Here is a 19122-nt window from a genome sequence, read left to right as displayed (position 1 = left end):
ACATTTCCTTTACGTGAGGGACTCTAGGCCACTAGGCATTGAGCTTGGCTGCGGCACACGGCAATCCTTGACTTTGGGGTTGACGCCCCCATAGTTCAAAGGTCCGGCAACCACAGTAAGAGCGATGTTTCCCGCTGTGACACAATCTGTTTGCCCAGTTTTGAAGTAATCGCGTTGCCATGCCGCGAAGACGCCGATGAGCAGCCACACCAGGACGACGACGCCGATAATTCCGCGACCACGCATGGTGACCTCCGTTGTGTTCGAGAAGGGTTTTCTCGTTGCGTAGCGATACCCATTGGACTCGTGTCTAAACATCGCTGCGGCTAACTCATGCGTCGTTTCGCGGCGCTTCAAAACGGGGGTTTGAACGCCGCGCGGCGTCGTGATTTCGGGCAGCCAACCAGGTGAAGAACGGCGACCCTAGCGCTCAAGCACTTTGGCCAATAGTGCGGTCAGCCGCTTCTGCTCACCCACGCTGAGCCCGCCTGTCATCGGCGCCATCAGCTCACCGATCTGGGCGATGACCCGCACTTCGAGTCGCCGCGCCTGCGCGGTGAGACTGACCCGCACCGAACGGCCGTCGACGGCGTCGGTGGTCTTTCGAACCAGCCCACGCTGCACCGCGCGGTCGATGAGCCCGCTGACGGTCGAGCGCTCCAGTCCGAGATACGTCGCAAGGTCAGCCATCGTGGGTTCGCGATCACGCAGTATCCCCAGCACCCGCAGTTGAGTCAGGGACAAATCATGTTCGGCGGCGACACGGCTCAGCACCGCGATCACTCCGAATGACACCTGGACGAGGTTGTCCCTGAGGTCGTCGACCGTCTCCATGCCGTGAACAATACCTTGAAATAGTTCGTAATACCATCTAATATAGTTCGTATTACCATCTATATTTGCCTCCGTATCGCCAAGGAGAACCACCATGCATGCAGCCGTCGTCACCACTTTCGACAGGCCTCCGGCCTACGGCGAGTTCCCCCGCCCCACACCGCAAACCGACGATGAGGTCGTGGTGGACGTCATCGCCTCCGGCCTGCATCCACGAGTGCGCTCGCAGGCCGACGGATCGCATTACACCAGCTCCGGGGCACTACCTCTGGTCCCGGGCATCGACGGGGTGGGCCGCGCGCCCGACGGCACGATCCGCTACTTCGTCCTGCCCGACACCACCATGGGCGCGATGGCCGAGCAGACCGTCATAGACCAACGTCGAAGTGTCGCGCTTCCCGACGGCACCGACCCCATCCTGGTCGCCGCGGCGATGAACCCCGTGATGTCCTCGTGGATCGCCCTTCGCCGGCGCATCGACTTCGAACCCGGTCAAGCGGTGTTGATCCTCGGCGCAACCGTAAGCTCGGGTCGGATGGCGGTGCAGGTCGCCAAACACCTTGGCGCCGGCCATGTCATCGGAGCCGGACGCGACGCCGCGCGGCTCGCGTCCCTTCCCAAGCTGGGCGCCGACACCGTCATTCAACTCGGTAACGCCACTGCGATAGACGATCTCGCTCAGGTGGCGCGTGATGTCGACGTCGTGATCGACTACCTCTGGGGTCCGATCACCGCCGAGGCGATGGCCGGTATCGCCGCCCACCGGTCCGAACGCGCAAAGCCGCTCACCTGGATCGAAATCGGCTCGGTCGCAGGCGCTTCGGCCGAAATCCTGTCCGCGGCACTGCGTGCCGTCCGCCTGCAGATCGTCGGCAGCGGACAGGGCTCGGTCCCGACCCGCGACATCCTGGCCGAACTACCCGCCATCGCGACCGTGATCAGCGGTGGAGGTTTCGAACTCGCTGCCCGCGCCGTGCCACTCGCCGACGTCGAAGCCGCCTGGAACGACCCCGACAGCGAGCAGCGGATCGTCATCACGCCCTAGTGGCGTCGCTGCGCGGACACGTACATCGTGGGCGGCATGGCGTCGTCGCCGCCGTCTGGCATGGTGCGGTTGTAGCGGGCCATCAACTCCGGGAAGCTCAGGGCGGCCACCTCCCAGCCGTGTTCACGCAGCCATTCGTCGACGGGTGTGCGCTCCTCCGCGTACCAGAGGTCGTCGAAGTCGGTTACCTCCGTCTCGACCAGCTTGGCGACCGTAGCGCGCATGCGCTGCATGTCTTCACGTTGCCGCCGTACCCGCTCAGGGTCGGTAAATCCTTGGCTGGGCACATTGGAAGCCAGCCAGCTGCCCGGCGCGCTGAGCGAATGCATGCGCTCGAACAACAGGTCCTGGGCCTGTGCCGGCAGGTACCGCACCAGCCCCTCGGCGGACCAGACGCTCGGTTTCGACGGATCAAATCCGGCATCCTGCAATGCCTTTGGCCAGTCCTGGCGCAGATCTATCGGGATGGTCACCAATTCCGCGGTCGGGTCGGCGCCGTGCTTTTTCAGCGTGCCCGTCTTGAAGTCCAGCACCTTCGGCTGATCGAGTTCGTAGACCACCGTGCCGGCCGGCCAGGGCAGCCGCCACGAGCGAGCGTCCAGACCGGACGCCAGGATCACCACCTGCCGGACGCCGGCGTCGGCCGCGCCGAGAAAGAACTCGTCAAAAAACGCGGTCCGGGTGGCCATGAAGTCGATCATCACCTGGATCCGCGAACGCACATCGGGCTCGATTTCAACCGCCTTGGCCAACAGCGCGGGATCGGCGTAAAGGCTCCACATGCCCTTGCCTGCGGCGTCGACGAAGACACGAGCGAACGGGTCGTGGATGAGCGGGTTCTCGCTCTCGGTCTCCGCGGCGCGGGCCGCCGCCACGCCGAGCGCGGTGGCTCCCACGCTCTGCGTGATGTCCCAGGAATCGTTGTCGGTACGCGGCATCGCCAGTCCTCCACCTTGATAGTCGGTTGCGTTCACTATTCTTCCAGCCGCCGACGCCTCCAGGCATCGCGGACGGTGACTTACGCTGTTTTCCCAGAGGTCCCACAGGTTGACAAGGAGCGCCACGATGACTCGTACGCCACAGGAAATCTTCGCTCACCACGCCGAAGCGGTGGCCGCAGGCGACCTCGACGAGATCGTCGCCGACTACACCGATAACTCCGTGGTGATCACCCCGGCCGGCGTCTCACGTGGGAAAGACGCCATCCGCGAGGCCTTCGTCAGGTTGCTCGACGATCTGCCGAACGCAGACTGGGGGCTGAAAACCGAGATCTTCGACGGCGATGTGCTATTCCTCGAGTGGGTCGCCGATTCGGCGGTGAACCGCGTTGACGACGGTGTCGACACGTTCGTGTTCCGCGACGGAATGATCCGCACGCAGACCTTCCGCTACACCCCGCAGCCCAAGGGCTGACGTGCGTCGCAGCGTCTCATTCGCGAATGCCAGTGCGTAATCGAGGATCGGGACGTACAGCACCCCAGCCAATTTCAGGTGGGTTCGATGCTGGCGTCAATGTATCCACCCCTTCCATCTTTCCCGGCAGGCAATCGTCATCGGCCGGTGCCGGTCATCGCCTCGCGCACTAGCTCAACCGGGTGCCACGCGGTGCGACCCGCTCCGTGGAAGATCTGCTGCCGGCACGACACACCCGTCGCGGCCACCACCGAGTCCTCTGGCTCGGCCGCAAGGGCCGGTAGCAGCCGATCCGCGGCGACCGTGAGGGACATCTCGTAGTGCTCGGACTCGAAACCGAAGGAGCCCGCCATTCCGCAGCAGCCGGCGTCGATCTCCACGACCTGTGCACCCGGAATCCGGCGCAGCAAGGCCATCGTGACCGTTGTCCCGACCTCGGCCTTCTGGTGGCAATGGCCGTGGAACACGATCCGCCGCCCGGCCAACCAGGAGTCTGCGCGCAGGGTCAGCCGGCCCTCGTCGATGGCTTCGACAAGCAGCTCCTCGACCTGCCTGACCCGGCCCGCGACCGCGCGCACCGAATCTGAACCGGGCAGCAGCGCGGCGTGCTCGTCGCGCAACATGAACAGGCACGACGGCTCGCAGCCGACGATCGGCGAGCCGGGGTCTGTGTTCGTTGCAATGGAGTGGACCAGCGCCGCGGCCTTTTTCTTCGCGTCGGCGAGCAGCCCCTTGGACATGCTCGACCGACCGCAGCAGCCGCCGCTCACGAGATCGACCCGCCAGCCCGAGCGCTCGAGCATCTCGATGCCCGCCTTGCCGATGTGCGGCTCGGTGAAAGTGGTGAACGAGTCGGCGAGCCAGTTGACCGTGCCCAACGACGACCCGAGCGGTGGCACTCCGTGATGGTGGCGGCGAAACCAGCGGATCAGGGTGTCCCGGCAAAAAACGGGCAGCGGGCGCGCGGCCGTGATACCGACGGCGCGGTCCATGATCCGGCGCACGAACCGGGCCCGCCCGGGCAGGTTCGAGAGCGGCGCGGTTGTTGAACCGATCCGGTTGAGGAGTCGGATCGAGCCGAAGATGCGCGAGCGCAGCGGGACACCATGGATGTCGTGGTGATGCGCGAGGGTCTCGGCCTTGAGTGAGGCCATGTCGACGCTCATCGGGCATTCGCTCTTGCAGGCCTTGCACATCAGGCACAGGTCGAGGATCTCGTGCAGCCGTTCACCACCCAAGGCGGCGTGGGGATCCGGTTCGGATAGTGCTTTTACCAGCGCGTTCGCCCGACCGCGAGTGGCGTGCTCCTCGTTGTTGGTGGCGATGTAGGACGGGCACATCACGCCCGAAATCGACTTGCGGCACAGGCCGATGTTCATGCAGCGATCAGCGGCACCGCGCATTCCGCCGACAACCTCGAACCGCAACGCCGTCGTCAGGGGCGGGGCGGGCGGCAGCGCGTCGCGGTCGCGCAGGTTCTCGGTCATCGGCGGCGCGTCGACGATTTTGCCCGGGTTCAATACATTGCCCGGGTCGAAAATGCGCTTGACGGTGCGCATCAGTTCGTACAGGTCATCGCCGAATATTTCCCTGTTGAACTCGCTGCGGGCGAGGCCGTCGCCATGTTCGCTCGAATTCACTCCGCCGAACTCAGCGACAAGTTTCTTGACTGCTTCGGCGACGGTGCGCATCTTGACCACCTCGTCGGGCTTGGTGAGGTCTACGAATGGGCGGATGTGCAGGCAACCCACCGAGCAGTGGCCGTAGAAGCCCGCCTTCAGCTGGTGTTCGTCGAGGATTTCCTTGAAGCGCTTGGTGTATTCGGGCAGCTGAGCCGGATCGACCGCGGTGTCTTCCACAAAGGCGAGCGGGCGACGGGTGCCCTCGCTGGCGGCCATCAGCAGCCCCAGGCCGGCCTTGCGGACTTTGAGCAACGCCCCTTGATCGGCGGGAGTGACCGCGCGCAGGGTGTGATAGCCATGCCCGTTTTGCCGCCACAGGTTCTCCAGGCGTTCGAGCTTCGTAATCTGCTGCGCCGCACCGTCGCCGGCGAACGAAACGAATAGCAGCGCTCCCGGGCCGCCGACGAGGATCTTCCCCAACTCGGCGTATTCGATGTTCTGTCGAGACAGCTCCAAGATCGTGCGATCTAGGAGCTCGACCTGGTACGGTTCGCAGCTCAACGCGTCAGTGGTGGCCGCGATTGCGCTCGCGGTGTCGGCGAAGTGGCCGACGGCGTAAATCGTGCTCGCGGGCTTGGGCACCAGGTCCACCAGAGCCTGGGTGACTATCACCAGGGTGCCCTCGGCACCCACCACGAACTTGGCCAGATCGAACGGGTTGTCTTCGCCAAAGCCGACCAGGCGCTCAAGCCGGTAGCCACACGCGCGGCGCCAGAACGCCGGCATCCCGGCCCGGACGATCTCCTCGTTACCGATGACCAGCTGCGAAAGCGCACGGTAGATGCTGCCCTCCAGCGTCTCGGCGGCCGCACGGCGTTTCCGCTCGACCTCGTCGACGGGTTCCAGCCGGGCGCGCGAACCGTCGGACAGCACGACGTCCAGTGCCCGCACGTGATCGATCGTCATGCCGTACGTCAAAGAGCCGCTTCCTGCGGAATTGTTGCCGATCATGCCGCCGATCGTGGCCCGGTTGCTCGTTGAGGTGTCCGGGCCGAACATCAGTCCGTGGGCGGCGGCGGCCTGATTGAGCTGATCCTGCACCACCCCGGCCTCCACGACCGCTGTGCGCGCAACCGGGTCGAGTTCCACGATGCGATTCATGTGCCGGGACATGTCGAGCACCAGTCCGGGTCCCACAGTCTGGCCGGCCAGACTCGTTCCCGCGCCCCGGGCCACGATCGGCACGCCGAGCTCACTGGCTGCCTTCACCGCCGCGGCGACGTCGTCGGCATGACGGGGAAACACCACTCCCAGCGGTGTTATCGAGTACATGCTGGCGTCACGCGAGAAAAGATGACGGGTGTAGTCATCGAAGGAGACCTCGCCGCCTACCGTCGCGCGGAGCGTGTGTTCAAGGTCCCGGGCGACACCCGAACGATCAGTCGCGGCCGTATCAGACGCGAAGGTCATCACTAGTCCTTTCGAGCGATTCGAGGTTCGCCGCCTCGCGCAGAGGCTTGTTCAACGTCAAGACGAGCAGCCCCGCGGCCGCGAAGACCACGCCGAAGAACACCTGGGTGAGCACATATCCGCCACCGTCGAGGTCGCTGAGCCAGCCGCCGAGGTAAGGCCCGAAGAAGCTGCCCAGGTTGCCGACGCCGTTAATGAGGCCTATCCCCGCGCCGGCCGCTGCCGCGGGGACAAGCTTGGTGACCGTCGCCCAGAACGGCCCATACCAGGCGATCGACGCCGCCGTACCGAGGATCATCGCCACGAGTACAAGCCACTTCTGGTGCGCCGAAATCAGGCTCGCACCAGCGAGAATCACCGCTGCACAAGCAAGCACCCCGGCCATGTGGGCGACGTGCCTCCCCCGGCGGTCCGCGGACCGGCCGACGGCAATGATGGCGATGCCGGCGGCGATCTGGGGCAGCATTGCGACGAAACCCACCTGCATGTCGGTGTGGAACGCTTTCTTGAGCACGCTCGGCAGCCACAATGTGAGGCCGAGCAAGCCCATTTGGGTCAACGTGTAAATGAGGGCGAACCGCCACACGATCCGGCTCGTGAATGCGCCTTTGAACGTCCCTCGTTGCTGGAGCGGCTCACCTTCCGCGATACGAGAACTCTCGATGAAATTGCGTTCCGTCTCCGATAGCCAAGCCGCTTTGGCGGGCGTGTCGCGGACCACGGCCAGCCACGCGATGAGCCCGACAATCAAGGGGGCACCGCCCTGGATGATGAACATCCAGCGCCAGTCCGCGTAGGTCAGGATGATGCCGGAGAATGGGGCGGCGATTATCGCCGCGATGGGCGTGTACAGCTTGAACACCGCGTATGCCCGGCTACGTTCGGCGAACGGAAACCAGGACCGGATGGTGGTCATCAACGCCGGTTGCACGCCGCCCTCGGCCACCCCGAGCAGGAAACGGGCCAGGATCAGCTGGCCGAAGGTGTGGGTGAATCCGGAGGCCATGGCGGCCACACTCCACAGCACGAGGAGGATCGCGACCCACCGTTTCGCGCTCCACCGCTCGGCAACATATCCACCCGGGATCTGCAGCAACAGATAGCCCCAGAAGAAGATGCCGCTCGCGAGACCCTGCTGCGCCCCAGTCAGATGCATGTCTGTCTTGAGATGGGGCAGCGCAAAACTGATGTTCGTTCGGTCGATGTAACAGATGACGTAGACGAAAACGATCACCGGCAAGATCCAGGTCCACCGCTTCATGTCCGACAGGCGACGAGGAGCACGCTCAATCAACACGACCTACCTCCTTGTCCACGGCCGCCGGGTGGGCGCCGGTGTCCTTTTATTGGCGGAAGTCCTCGGTTCTCATTCAGCGCGCAATACCTGCAACGCGGCTTGCATGCCGGCGGGATCGACGGTTACCCCGGCCAATTCGAGCCCCATCTGAACGCCGGAAAGCGTTCCGGCCAGCATTAAGTCGTTGAACGCGCCGAGGTGGCCGATCCGGAACACGCGCCCGGCGAGCTTGCCCAGGCCAGTCCCCAGAGACATGTCGAAACGGTCCAGGATGATCTGGCGGACCTTGTCGGCATCGTGTTCGGCGCCAAGTAAAACGGCGGTCAGCGAACTGGAGTACTCGCGCTCATCGACGCACAGGACCTCGAGGCCCCAGCCGCGCACGGCTGCCCTGGTCGCTTCGGCATGCCGGTCGTGCCGTGCGAACACGTTGGGCAGCCCCTCTTCCTCCAAGAGCAGCAACGCTTCCTGGAGGCCGTAGAGCAGGTTGGTGGCCGGCGTGTACGGGAAAAAACCGCGCTCGTTGGCTTCGATGATCGGCATCCAGTCCCAGTAGGACTTCGGCAGGCGCGCCGTGGCCGCGGCTGCGAGCGCTTTCTCGCTGATGGCGTTAAAACTCAGGCCAGGGGGCAGCATCAGCCCCTTCTGCGAGCCGCCGATTGTTACATCCACGCCCCAGTCGTCATGCCGGTAGTCCATGGATCCCAGCGAGGAGATCGTGTCGACCAACAGCAGCCCGGGATGACCCGCTTCATCGATGGCTGTCCGGATCTCAGGTATCCGGCTGGCGACGCCAGTTGATGTTTCGTTGTGAACGACCATCACCGCGGCGATGCCATGTGTCGCGTCAGCTGCGAGTCGTTCGGCGACGACCGCCGGATCGACACCCCGCCGCCAGTCCGCTGAAACGGATTCGATAACCAGCCCGAGGCGTTCCGCCATGTCTCGCCACAGGCTGGCGAAATGACCCGTTTCGAACACCAGCACGCGGTCGCCGGGCGAAAGGGTGTTGACCAGCGCCGCTTCCCACGCCCCAGTACCGGACGAGGGATAGATGACGACCGGACCGGTGGTGCCGAACACCGGTTTGAGTCGTTGCGCGACGTCTCGGGCTAGCTCGGCGAAGTCCGGTCCGCGGTGGTCGATGGTGGGTTGCGCGATGGCGCGTAGCACCCGATCGGGGACGTTGGTCGGTCCGGGGATCTGCAGGAAATGTCGTCCACTGTGCGTGGTCATTAGTCCAACCTCCCATCCTGTGCCGTGACATGGCACAATGTGCCGAGAAAAGGTCCGGTGATGGTAGGCAGCCGCTTTCGAGGAGTCAAGACATTGCAAAACGTCCTGAACACGCTCCACGTGCTGGAAGAGGTCGCATCGAGGCAGCCGATCGGCGTCGGCGAGTTAGCTCGTGCCCTGGACATGCCGAAGAGTTCGGTGCAGCGCGCGTTGGTCACGCTCAACACAGCCGGCTGGATTCGCCCAGCGCCGGGCGAGGTTACCCGGTGGATGATGACCAAAAAAGCACTCACGGTCGGCGGTCGTAGCAGCGGCGATCTGGATTTGCGCGGCGCGGCCGTGCCGATCATGGAAAAGCTGCGCCGGCGCACCGAAGAAACCGTCCACTTGACCGTTCCCGATGGCGGCAAGATGGTCCTGATCGAGCGGCTGGAGACGGACAAGCCGGTACGCACCAGCATGGCGTTAGGGCACGCACTCCCCATGCATGCGTCGGGCAACGGCAAGGCGGTACTTGCCCACAGCAGTCCCGAGGTTGTCGCGCAACTGGTCCCCGATGAGCTACCGCGATACACCGATACGACGATCACCGACCGAGATGAGCTGTGCGCCCAGCTGGCCGCGATCCGCGAACGGGGATTCGCCGTCAATCGCGGGGAATGGCGGTCCGACGTCGGTTGTGTCGCCGCAGCCATCATGGGAGCTGACGAGAAGCCGATCGCGAGTCTCAGCGTGAATCTTCCGATGAGTCGCCTGACCGAGGAATCCGAAGCCGCGTTCGGTGCTGCGGTGCGTGAGGCCGCGAATAATCTGAGCGCCTAGCTAAAACGCGTTGCTCGGGTCCCATTAGGCTCTCACCACGTGGAGCACGTGGACTTGAACGCCGTCGCGGAATGGATGTCCGAGCAGGGTCTGGGCGAGGGCCCGCTGCAGGAGGTTTCCGCCGTGACAGGCGGAACGCAGAACGTGATGCTGCGGTTCACCAGGTCCGGGCGGTCCTATGTATTGCGGCGAGGACCACGACACCTGCGCCCGCGCAGCAACAACGTGATCCTGCGAGAAACCAAAGTCCTTGCGGCGCTGGCCGGTTCCGACGTGCCACACCCACACCTGATCGCCGCCTGCGAGGACCTGAGTGTGCTCGGCGAGGCCGTCTTCTACCTGATGGACCCGGTCGACGGATTCAACGCCGGCGAGGGACTGCCGCCGCTGCACGCGGGCGATCCCAGCGTGCAGCACGGCATGGGCCTATCGATGGCCGACGCCCTGGCGAAGCTGGGTGCCGTTGACCACGTCGCGGTGGGTCTCGCCGATTTCGGCAAGCCGGATGGCTTCCTGGAACGCCAGGTGCCGCGCTGGCTGTCGGAGCTGGACTCCTACAGCGAGTACGACGGTTACCCCGGGCCGCAGATCCCGGGGATCGAGGAAGTGGCGGCCTGGCTGGAACGCCACCGGCCGACGACCTGGACACCGGGCATCATGCACGGCGACTATCACGCCGCCAACGTGATGTTCTCCCGTACGGGGCCGGACGTCGTCGCGATCGTCGACTGGGAGATGTGCACGATCGGTGACCCGCTGCTGGACCTGGGCTGGCTGCTGGCCACGTGGCGTCAGCCGGACGGGTCCAGTGTGTTCAGCCATGCGCTGGGTGGTCAGGACGGGTTGGCCGCCACCGACGAGCTGTTCCAGCGCTACGCCGCCAACACCACCCGCGACCTGTCGCACATCACCTGGTACACCGTGCTGGCCTGCTTCAAGCTGGGCATCGTCATCGAGGGCACGCTGGCTCGGGCGTGTGCCGGCAAGGCCGAGAAGGAGGTCGGCGATCAACTCCACGCGGCCACGGTCCACCTGTTCGAGCGGGCGCTGACCCACATCGCCGACGAGTCCTGACCGGATTAGCATCTGCTGACGTGCCTCCTTACCCCCAGAGGAACCCGACTACTACTCCGAGCCGACGGCGGCGGCCCGCTACGGCGGTTACGACCCGGGGCCCGAACCGGAGCCCCCGACGCCGTGGTACCGCCGCCCGATAGCGCTGGTCGCGGCGGGCGCAGTGGGGGTGATCGTGCTCGGCTTGGCGATTTACGCGATCGTCACCCTGGTCAGCAGTTCGCCCGCGCCGAGTCCGACGACAACGACGGCCCCCACGCCTTCCCCCACGACAGCGGTCACCACCAGTGCCGTGGCGCCGCCTCGGCACCACCCACCCGGAGGCGGCGGCGGCGAGCCGACTCAGACGGTGACCGAAGCGGCCCCACCGCCGAGCACCGACACCCCCACGACGACGGTCCCACCGAGCACTGTCACCGTGTCGCCGAGCACGGAGACCAGCACCGTCACCCAAACGGTGACCGTGCCGACGCGCCGGCCGTTCGATCCACGCCCATAGCGGTCCGCCAACCCGAGCAACTAGGGTCAAGCGCATGAGTCGGCTCGAACGCGGCCTGGCGCGGTTACGGGAAATGCGCTTCGACCTGTACGCCCAGCCCATGCGGCAGGTGAGCCTGGAGCTGAAGATCGTGTTCTTCTCGGTCCACGTGCCGATCGCCGGCGGCAAGACGCTGCGCGTCCCGATGATCGCGACGGTTGGGCCGATGCCGGACAAGTCCACGGAGACGGACGCCGCCGACGGCGACGCCTGACCCTCAATTCAATGAGTGGGCGGCGGGGATTGAAAGTCAGTTTCGCGGGCGAACACCCCCGGTAGCTCCGGCGGATTCTGCCAATCGGCCAGCAAACGGCTGAAGTGCGGTTATCGATCGTGGTAGCTGATAATTTGTGAGCATGCGTTCCATCTATGTCGCTGCGGCGGTCAGCATGGCCGTCCCCGTCCTGCTCATCGCCCCAGTCGTGCTGACCGGGGCGCCGTCTGCGCACGCTGACACTGGCATCAGTGGTTACGTGAGTTGCGTAGGGGGCGACACGAAGCCCCCACCGCCGGGGGTAGATGCAGAATTTTGGTTTCCCAGCGCTCACGTGATCTCGACGGATCTCGACGGAGCCGTGCCTCCCGACCAAATAGTTCAGAGGTTGGTGGAGATGGGAGTCAAGCCGAACGATGCCGCTACCCGAGTGCGGTGTTTTGTAGCAAACCAACCGCGCGGAGAAGGGCATTGACGCGGTAGCGCGCTGCACGGTGGCGACGGTTGTCAGGGAGTGTCTGCGCTGGCAGTGAGTGCGCCCGAAGGGATTCGAACCCCCAACCTTCTGATCCGTAGTCAGATGCTCTATCCGTTGAGCTACGGGCGCCAGTCTTCAGTTATGTCCTTTGGCGGAGGCGAGAGGATTTGAACCTCCGGTCCCCGGTAAGGGGACAACTCATTAGCAGTGAGTCCCATTCGGCCGCTCTGGCACGCCTCCCTTTGGACTTTCTGAGGTTACCCGACACCATCCGGGAGTCCCCGAACCGCCGGAGGCATAGCGTACACAGCGGCAACATATGCTGTCGAAGTGACTGCCCGCCTACGGCCAGAGCTGGCTGGGCTGCCAGTTTATGTTCCCGGCAAGACGGTGCCGGGTTCGATGAAACTGGCCAGCAACGAGACGGTGTTCGGCCCGCTGCCCAGTGTTCGCGCGTCCATCGAGCAAGCCGCCGACATCATCAACCGCTACCCGGACAACGGTTGCGTGCAACTCAAGGCGGCACTCGCCAAGCATCTGGGTTCCGGTTTCGAGCCCGAGCACGTCGCCGTCGGCGCCGGCTCGGTCAGCCTGTGCCAGCAGCTCGTTCAGATCACCGCATCGGCCGGCGACGAGGTGGTCTTCGGGTGGCGCAGCTTCGAGCTCTATCCGCCGCAAGTCCAGGTCGCCGGCGCGACGCCCGTCAAGGTGCCGCTGACCGACCACACCTTCGACCTCTACGCGATGCTTGCCGCGATCACCGAACACACCCGGCTGATCTTCGTCTGCAACCCCAACAACCCGACCTCCACGGTCGTCGACCCGGACGCGCTGGCCCGCTTCGTCGAGGCTGTTCCGCCGCACATCGTGATCGCCATCGACGAGGCCTACGTCGAATACATCCGTGACGGCATGTTGCCCGACAGTTTGGGACTGGTCCGGAGCCGCAGCAATGTCGTTGTGCTGCGGACCTTTTCGAAGGCATACGGGCTGGCGGGCCTGCGCGTCGGCTATGCGGTCGGTCCTCCGAAGTTGATCACCGCTTTGGACCAGGTCTTCGTGCCGTTCTCGGTGACGAACATCTCGCAGGCCGCCGCCATCGCGTCGCTGGACGCTGCCGACGAGTTGTTGGCCCGCACCGACGCCCTGGTCGCCGCGCGCACCCGGGTGAGCGCCGAGTTGCGAGCCGCCGGCTTCACGCTGCCGCCGTCGCAGGCCAACTTCGTCTGGTTGCCATTAGGGCCACGCACCCAGGATTTCGTCACGCAGGCGGCCGCCGCGGGGATCGTGCTTCGGCCGTACGGCGACGACGGGGTGCGCGTCTCGATCGGCGCACCGAAAGAAAACGATGCCCTGCTGGCATTTGCCCGCGACTGGATCACTCGGAGGTCTGACGAATGAGCCTTGCCCGCAAGAAGTTCGATGAGTTCAAGGAACGCGGCGGCCAGATCGACGACGCCGAGCTCGACGATTTTTGGGCCAGCCTTGAGCCGGCGACGATCGAGGGCATGATCGGCGAGTGGAAAGGCGGCGACTTTTTCACCGGCCACATGATGAACCCGCTGCTGGAGAAGGCCCGGTGGTTCGGCAAGAACTTCAAGTCGGTCAGCGACGTCCAGCCGCTGGTCTGCCTGGACGCCGATGGCAACAAGTTCTCCAACAAGGAGATGGGCAAGGGCGAGGCGAGCCTGTGGCTCGAGGAATTCCGCGGCGAAGTCACTGCCACGATGGTCTACGACGGCCAGCCCGTGCACGATCACTTCAAGACGGTCGACGACGACGCCGTGATGGGCATCATGAACGGCAAGGGCGTCCTGGACGGCGGCCGCTATTACTACTTCTACCTGGAACGCGTGTAGCTCCCGGGCTTCGAGCGTGCGCTGGCGGTTTCGAGTGTGCGCTCAGGGCGGGAAAACCGCGGAAATCCCGCCATGGACGCACACTGAAAGTCCTGAGTGCACACTCGAAGCGGCGAGTGGGGCGAGCGGGCGACTAGCCCGCTGGATTGCGGCCGGTGAACGCGACGAGCTGTTCCAAGGCGCTCGCATCCGCGGGCACGTCGACCGGGTCGTCGAACCCGGCGGCGCCACGGAGTTCCGGCCGGATGGTGTTGTGCGCCAAGTCCAGCACATACTCGGCCAGCGGTTCCGGGGCGTCGACGTCGCGTCCCACGGCTACCGCGTAGTCCCAAGCGTGGACCAGGAATTCGATCGAGAAGATGCCACACGCCGCCTTGGCGGGCATCTCGCTCTTGCCGAATGGCACGTTGCCGTCCAGACCGCGATGGTGCCACGCATCCAAGGCCGGCCGGGCCGCGGCGATGATCTGCCGTTCCACTGAATCGCCTGGGTCGCGGTCTGGGAACTGCGCGCCCGCCATGCCGCCGATACCGGAGATCGATTTCAGCAGATGCTCGGTCAACCGGGTCACGTCGTAGTCGGTACAAGGGGTCTGCCGGGACATGTCGTCGCCGGCGATGGTGTGCAGGACGTGCTGCAGCACCCCGAGTGTGTCTTCGGCGCCTTGCAGCTCGTCGGCCGGCGGAGAATCTGGCCCGGGTCGCAAATCACGAGGCATATTCGCCACGCTACGGTCTCGATATGGGCGATACATACGAATCCGTCACCGTCGAGATCAAAGACCACGTTGCGCAAGTGACGCTGATCGGACCCGGTAAGGGCAACGCGATGGGGCCCGCCTTCTGGGCGGAGATGCCGGACGTGTTCGGGACGCTGGACGCCGACCGTGAAGTCCGCGCCATCGTCATCACCGGGTCGGGCAAGAACTTCAGCTACGGCCTGGACCTGCCCGCGATGGGTGGCACGTTCGCGCCGTTGATGGCCGAGGGCGCGTTGGCCCGCCCGCGCACGGATTTCCACACCGAGCTGCGGCGGATGCAGGGTGCAATCACCGCGATCGCCGACTGCCGCACCCCGACCATCGCCTCAGTGCACGGCTGGTGCATCGGCGGTGGCGTCGACCTGATCTCCGCGGTCGACATCCGCTATGCCAGCGCCGATGCCAAGTTCTCGATCCGCGAAGTCAAACTCGCGATCGTCGCCGACGTCGGCAGCCTGGCCCGCTTGCCGCTGATCCTGAACGACGGCCAGCTGCGCGAGCTGGCGCTGACGGGCAAGGACATCGACGCGGCCCGCGCCGAGAAAATCGGCCTGGTCAACGACGTGTACGCCGACGCCGAGGCCTCGCTGGCCGCCGCCCACGCCACCGCGGCCGAAATCGCCGCCAACCCGCCGCTGGCCGTCTACGGCGTGAAGGACGTGCTCGACCAGCAGCGCATCGCGGCGGTATCGGAGAGCCTGCGCTACGTCGCCGCCTGGAACTCCGCCTTCCTACCGTCCAAGGACCTGACCGAAGGCATTCAGGCGACGTTCGCCAAGCGCCCGCCGCAGTTCACCGGGGAGTAGCCCGGACGCCACGTACCCTCGCGGGGGTGGGGGACGCTACTCAAGACGGCAAAGTTCGTGTGCCGACCGACCTGGACTCCGTGACGGCGATCGGCGACGAGGACCGCGCCGAAATCGACAGCGCTGCCGTCGAACGAATCTGGCAGGCCGCGCGCCACTGGTACCAGGCGGGCATGCACCCGGCGATCCAGTTGTGCATCCGGCACCGTGGCCGCGTCGTGCTCAACCGTGCCATCGGACACGGCTGGGGCAATGCGCCCACCGACGCGCCCGACGCCGAGAAGGTCCCCGTCACGACGGACACCCCATTCTGCGTGTACTCGGCGTCCAAGGGCATCACCGCGACCGTGGTGCACATGCTCGTCGAACGCGGCGTCTTCTCCCTCGACGACCGCGTCTGCGACTACCTACCCAGCTACACCAGTCACGGCAAGGACCGCACCACGATCCGGCATGTGCTGACCCACAGCGCCGGTGTCCCGTTTGCGACGGGGCCCAAGCCGGACCTGAAACGCGCCGACGACCACGAGTACGCCCAGGAGCAGCTCGCCAAGCTGCGACCGCTGTACCGCCCGGGGCTGGTGCACATCTACCACGCGCTGACCTGGGGCCCGCTGATGCGCGAGATCGTCTACGCGGCCGCCGGTAAAGACATCCGCGAGATCCTGGCCACCGAGATCCTCGACCCGCTGGCGTTCCGGTGGACCAACTTCGGCGTCGACAACGAAGACGTCCCGCTAGTCGCGCCGAGTCACCCCACCGGCAGGCCATTGCCGCCCGTGATCGCCCAGATCTTCCGCAAGGCGATCGGCGGAACTGTGCACGAGATGATCCCCTACACGAACACCCGGGGATATCTGACCACCGTGATCCCGTCATCGAACACGATCTCGACCGCCAACGAGATGTCACGCTTCGCCGAAATCTGGCGCCGTTATGGCGAACTCGATGGTGTGCGGGTACTGCAGGCGGAAACGTTGCGGGGCGCAGTCGCCGAATCCCGGCGCTTACGGCCAGATTTCGCGGTGGGTCTGATGCCGGCCCGCTGGGGCACGGGATTCATCCTCGGCACGAACCGATGGGGGCCGTTCGGGCACAACGCACCGGCCGCATTCGGCAATCTCGGTCTCAGCAACATTGCGATGTGGGCCGACCCCGAGCGCAGCCTGTCCGCCGGTCTGATCAGCAGCGGCAAACCCGGCCGCGATCCCGAACTGCGCCGCTACACCGCGCTGATGGACACCATCGCGTCGCAGATCCCGACCGGTTAGGAACCCGGCGGTCACAACACCGCCTCACCAGGCACATCGGGGGCGAGCGCGGTCAAACGTGTTTTGCAACTCATCGCGACGGGCAACCTAAGCGCTATGAATACCGGCCGGTTCCGGCAACTGCTGGATACGCCGGGGCCCTTCGCCTCGGTGTATTTCGCGGACTCGGACGACGCCGACGAGATCGGTGCTCAGGTCGACCTCGACTGGCCGGCGTTGCGCGATCAACTGAAGCAGCTGGGAGCCGACGATTCGGTTGCCGCCGAAATCCAACACGCCGTCAATGACGTGCGCCTGCCGGTCGGCCGCAGTGGACGCGCGGTGGTCGCAGGTGCCACCGGTGTCCTACTCAACGAGCACTTGCTCTGGCCGGCCGCCGAGCCGGTCATACGGGTGTCCGAGTTGCCCTACATCGTTCCGATCCTCGAATACGGCTTCGAGCACCCGCACTATCTCCTGGTGGTGGTCGACGCGAGCGGGGCTCTCATCACCAGCCACGCCGATCACGCACGGAGGTCGGAGACGGTTAAGGCCGGCCACGGCGGCGCGAGTGAGGCACGCGGAGTCGAAGCTTACGAATACGGCGACCTGACGATGCGCGCCGTTGCCGATCGCGTCGGCGAACTCGCTGATCACGAGTCGCACGACGCGATGTTCGTGGTGGGCGACGCGCGTTTGCGGAGAGATTTGCTGGCGGCGCTGCCCGACAGGCTTCGTGGGCGGGCGGTGGCACTGCCGCTCGGCGCTCGGCGCGGCGGATACGACTTCGTGGAGATTCAACGGGCCATTGACACCCTGCTGGTACGGCAACGGCTCAGTGTGATGGACAACGCGACGGAGCGCTTCACTGCGGAAATCGGCCGGCGGTCCGGGCTGGCCGCCGAAGGGCTCGACGCCGTGTGCTCGGCGCTGCGTCAGGGAACAGTCGACACCATGATCATCGGCGAGATCGATGACGCCACGGTGGTCGCCGACGCAGGCTTGACCACTGTTGCTCCGAATTGCCGCGCGCTATCGGAGCATGACGCTGCTTCCGCCAAGACGCTGCGCGCTGATGAGGTATTGCCGATGTTGGCGATATCCGGTGGAGCATCGCTGGTCCGCACCGATGAGCGGATTGCCCCGGCAGACGGTATCGCCGCGGTACTTCGCTTGGAACCGTGGCAAACGCGCCGCTGATACTGCGGTGGCGGAGGGATTTGAACCCCCGGACGGTTTTAGCCGTCTCTCGCTTTCAAGGCGAGTGCATTAGGCCGCTCTGCCACGCCACCGCTGATAAGGGTAGCGGTGACCGCCTGGTCGCCGGAGGCCCGTATTCCCGGTAGTAGCGTGGCGAGCATGCGCGCAATCGTCGCCGAATCTTCCGACCAACTCATCTGGCAAGAGGTCCCCGATGTCTCCGCCGGACCCGGCGAGGTGCTGATCAAAGTCGCCGCGGCCGGTGTCAACCGCGCCGATGTGCTGCAGGCCGCCGGTAAGTATCCGCCACCGCCGGGAGCCAGCGACATCATCGGCATGGAGGTGTCCGGCGTCGTCGCCGAAGCGGGCGACGGTGTCACGGAATGGGCCGTCGGACAAGACGTTTGCGCGTTACTGGCCGGCGGCGGATACGCCGAATACGTCGCGGTTCCCGCCGCTCAGATCCTGCCCATTCCCGACGGAGTCGAGCTGCAGGACGCAGCCGGGCTACCCGAGGTGGCCTGCACGGTGTGGTCGAACCTGGTGCTGACCGCCCACCTGAGCAAGGGCCAGCTACTGCTGATGCACGGCGGGGCCAGCGGCATCGGGACCCACGCGATTCAGATCGCGCGGGCGTTGGGCGCCCGGGTGGCGGTCACCGCCGGTTCGGCGGCCAAGCTGGACACCTGCCGCGACCTGGGCGCCGAAATCACCATCAACTATCACGACGAGGATTTCGTCGAGCGGCTGCGCGAAACCGGCGGCGCCGACGTGATCTTCGACATCATGGGCGCCTCCTATCTGGACCGCAATCTCGACGCTCTGGCCACCGACGGCCAGCTGGTCATCATCGGTATGCAGGGCGGTCTCAAGGGCGAGCTCAACATCGGCAAGCTGCTGGCCAAGCGAGCACACGTCATCGGCACCACACTGCGCGGCCGGAAGGTGACCGGCCCGAACAGCAAGGGCGAGATCGTGGCAGCGGTGACGGCGTCGGTGTGGCCGATGATCGCTGACGGGCGGGTCCGGCCGATCATCGGCGCGCACATGCCAATTCAGCAGGCGGCGCAAGCACACCAGAAGCTGGTGTCGGGGGAAGTGCACGGGAAGATCGTCCTGGCCGTCTAGCGACCGTCGAGTGTGCGCTCAAGACTTTCGGTGTGCGCTCAGGGTTTTCAGTGTGCGCTGGGGGCGGCATTCTCGG

19 protein-coding genes and 3 tRNA genes are annotated in these 19122 nt (G+C 65.3%); 11 read left to right on the top strand and 11 right to left on the bottom strand.

Annotated elements, in window-relative coordinates:
• Positions 1-9: 9 nt before the first annotated feature.
• Entirely contained in the window at positions 10-246 is a 237-nt protein-coding gene (locus ACTXG5_RS06990; protein WP_313865100.1) for a hypothetical protein, read from the bottom strand.
• Between the two features lie 177 nt (positions 247-423).
• Positions 424-834, bottom strand: coding sequence for a MarR family winged helix-turn-helix transcriptional regulator (locus ACTXG5_RS06985; RefSeq protein ID WP_445162990.1), 411 nt, complete (start codon positions 832-834; stop codon positions 424-426).
• Between the two features lie 94 nt (positions 835-928).
• Here ACTXG5_RS06985 and ACTXG5_RS06980 point away from each other — a divergent pair, with 94 nt between their 5' ends.
• Positions 929-1879 (top strand): zinc-binding dehydrogenase, encoded by a 951-nt coding sequence (locus tag ACTXG5_RS06980; protein WP_445162989.1) that lies wholly within the window; start codon positions 929-931, stop codon positions 1877-1879.
• Here ACTXG5_RS06980 and ACTXG5_RS06975 read toward each other — a convergent pair.
• On the bottom strand, positions 1876-2817 hold the full coding sequence (locus ACTXG5_RS06975) for a class I SAM-dependent methyltransferase (protein WP_445162988.1): 942 nt from the start codon (positions 2815-2817) through the stop codon (positions 1876-1878). The two genes, ACTXG5_RS06980 and ACTXG5_RS06975, sit on opposite strands and share 4 nt — an antisense overlap.
• Before the next feature lie 127 nt (positions 2818-2944).
• Here ACTXG5_RS06975 and ACTXG5_RS06970 point away from each other — a divergent pair, with 127 nt between their 5' ends.
• Positions 2945-3292: a nuclear transport factor 2 family protein gene (locus ACTXG5_RS06970; protein WP_445162987.1), complete on the top strand. Its 348-nt coding sequence runs from the start codon at positions 2945-2947 to the stop codon at positions 3290-3292.
• Between the two features lie 137 nt (positions 3293-3429).
• On the opposite strand, the gene ACTXG5_RS06965 is transcribed toward ACTXG5_RS06970, so the two are convergent.
• From ACTXG5_RS06965 to ACTXG5_RS06955, 3 genes are all read right to left on the bottom strand, one after another.
• A complete protein-coding gene (locus tag ACTXG5_RS06965; protein ID WP_445162986.1) occupies positions 3430-6384 on the bottom strand; it encodes an FAD-binding and (Fe-S)-binding domain-containing protein in 2955 nt (984 codons plus the stop codon).
• Positions 6368-7681 carry an MFS transporter gene (locus ACTXG5_RS06960; protein ID WP_445162985.1) on the bottom strand — a complete coding sequence of 438 codons (1314 nt, stop codon included), beginning with the start codon at positions 7679-7681 and terminating at the stop codon, positions 6368-6370. The genes ACTXG5_RS06965 and ACTXG5_RS06960 overlap by 17 nt, the downstream gene beginning before the upstream one ends.
• Positions 7682-7750: 69 nt before the next feature.
• Positions 7751-8917: a pyridoxal-phosphate-dependent aminotransferase family protein gene (locus tag ACTXG5_RS06955; RefSeq protein ID WP_445162984.1), complete on the bottom strand. Its 1167-nt coding sequence runs from the start codon at positions 8915-8917 to the stop codon at positions 7751-7753.
• A 93-nt stretch (positions 8918-9010) separates the two neighbouring features.
• Here ACTXG5_RS06955 and ACTXG5_RS06950 point away from each other — a divergent pair, with 93 nt between their 5' ends.
• Positions 9011-9739 (top strand): IclR family transcriptional regulator, encoded by a 729-nt coding sequence (locus ACTXG5_RS06950; RefSeq protein WP_445162983.1) that lies wholly within the window; start codon positions 9011-9013, stop codon positions 9737-9739.
• A gap of 75 nt (positions 9740-9814) precedes the next feature.
• Positions 9815-10813, top strand: a complete 999-nt coding sequence (locus tag ACTXG5_RS06945; protein WP_445164293.1) for a phosphotransferase family protein — start codon at positions 9815-9817, stop codon at positions 10811-10813.
• A gap of 342 nt (positions 10814-11155) precedes the next feature.
• Here the strand turns inward: ACTXG5_RS06945 and ACTXG5_RS06940 are convergent, their stop codons facing one another.
• Positions 11156-11323: a hypothetical protein gene (locus tag ACTXG5_RS06940; RefSeq protein ID WP_445162982.1), complete on the bottom strand. Its 168-nt coding sequence runs from the start codon at positions 11321-11323 to the stop codon at positions 11156-11158.
• Positions 11324-11346: 23 nt separating this feature from the next.
• On the opposite strand from ACTXG5_RS06940, the gene ACTXG5_RS06935 reads away from it, so the two are divergent.
• Complete coding sequence (locus ACTXG5_RS06935; RefSeq protein ID WP_445162981.1) at positions 11347-11565, top strand: hypothetical protein; 219 nt, start codon at positions 11347-11349, stop codon at positions 11563-11565.
• A 534-nt stretch (positions 11566-12099) separates the two neighbouring features.
• On the opposite strand, the gene ACTXG5_RS06930 is transcribed toward ACTXG5_RS06935, so the two are convergent.
• Both ACTXG5_RS06930 and ACTXG5_RS06925 read right to left on the bottom strand, forming a co-directional pair.
• Positions 12100-12172, bottom strand: a tRNA-Arg gene (locus ACTXG5_RS06930).
• A 20-nt stretch (positions 12173-12192) separates the two neighbouring features.
• Positions 12193-12283 (bottom strand) — tRNA-Ser (locus ACTXG5_RS06925).
• A 90-nt stretch (positions 12284-12373) separates the two neighbouring features.
• On the opposite strand from ACTXG5_RS06925, the gene ACTXG5_RS06920 reads away from it, so the two are divergent.
• Both ACTXG5_RS06920 and ACTXG5_RS06915 read left to right on the top strand, forming a co-directional pair.
• Positions 12374-13444, top strand: coding sequence for a pyridoxal phosphate-dependent aminotransferase (locus ACTXG5_RS06920; protein WP_445162980.1), 1071 nt, complete (start codon positions 12374-12376; stop codon positions 13442-13444).
• Positions 13441-13902, top strand: coding sequence for a DUF4334 domain-containing protein (locus ACTXG5_RS06915; RefSeq protein ID WP_445162979.1), 462 nt, complete (start codon positions 13441-13443; stop codon positions 13900-13902). The genes ACTXG5_RS06920 and ACTXG5_RS06915 overlap by 4 nt, the downstream gene beginning before the upstream one ends.
• Positions 13903-14035: 133 nt before the next feature.
• On the opposite strand, the gene ACTXG5_RS06910 is transcribed toward ACTXG5_RS06915, so the two are convergent.
• Positions 14036-14620: a TIGR03086 family metal-binding protein gene (locus ACTXG5_RS06910; RefSeq protein ID WP_445162978.1), complete on the bottom strand. Its 585-nt coding sequence runs from the start codon at positions 14618-14620 to the stop codon at positions 14036-14038.
• Between the two features lie 23 nt (positions 14621-14643).
• On the opposite strand from ACTXG5_RS06910, the gene ACTXG5_RS06905 reads away from it, so the two are divergent.
• The 3 genes from ACTXG5_RS06905 (at position 14644) to ACTXG5_RS06895 (ending at position 17918) form a co-directional block, all read left to right on the top strand.
• Positions 14644-15468 carry a crotonase/enoyl-CoA hydratase family protein gene (locus tag ACTXG5_RS06905; RefSeq protein WP_445162977.1) on the top strand — a complete coding sequence of 275 codons (825 nt, stop codon included), beginning with the start codon at positions 14644-14646 and terminating at the stop codon, positions 15466-15468.
• Positions 15469-15494: 26 nt separating this feature from the next.
• On the top strand, positions 15495-16739 hold the full coding sequence (gene lipE, locus ACTXG5_RS06900) for a lipase LipE (RefSeq protein WP_445162976.1): 1245 nt from the start codon (positions 15495-15497) through the stop codon (positions 16737-16739).
• 96 nt (positions 16740-16835) lie between these two features.
• A complete protein-coding gene (locus ACTXG5_RS06895; RefSeq protein WP_445162975.1) occupies positions 16836-17918 on the top strand; it encodes an Rv2629 family ribosome hibernation factor in 1083 nt (360 codons plus the stop codon).
• 5 nt (positions 17919-17923) lie between these two features.
• Here the strand turns inward: ACTXG5_RS06895 and ACTXG5_RS06890 are convergent.
• Positions 17924-18010, bottom strand: a tRNA-Ser gene (locus ACTXG5_RS06890).
• 67 nt (positions 18011-18077) lie between these two features.
• On the opposite strand from ACTXG5_RS06890, the gene ACTXG5_RS06885 reads away from it, so the two are divergent.
• Positions 18078-19046, top strand: coding sequence for an NAD(P)H-quinone oxidoreductase (locus ACTXG5_RS06885; RefSeq protein ID WP_445162974.1), 969 nt, complete (start codon positions 18078-18080; stop codon positions 19044-19046).
• The last annotated feature ends 76 nt before the right edge of the window (positions 19047-19122 follow it).

This window comes from Mycobacterium sp. Dal123C01 (assembly GCF_052566995.1).
The sequence above is the reverse complement of the archived record's forward strand: the minus strand, read 5'-3'. Positions and strand labels throughout refer to the sequence as shown.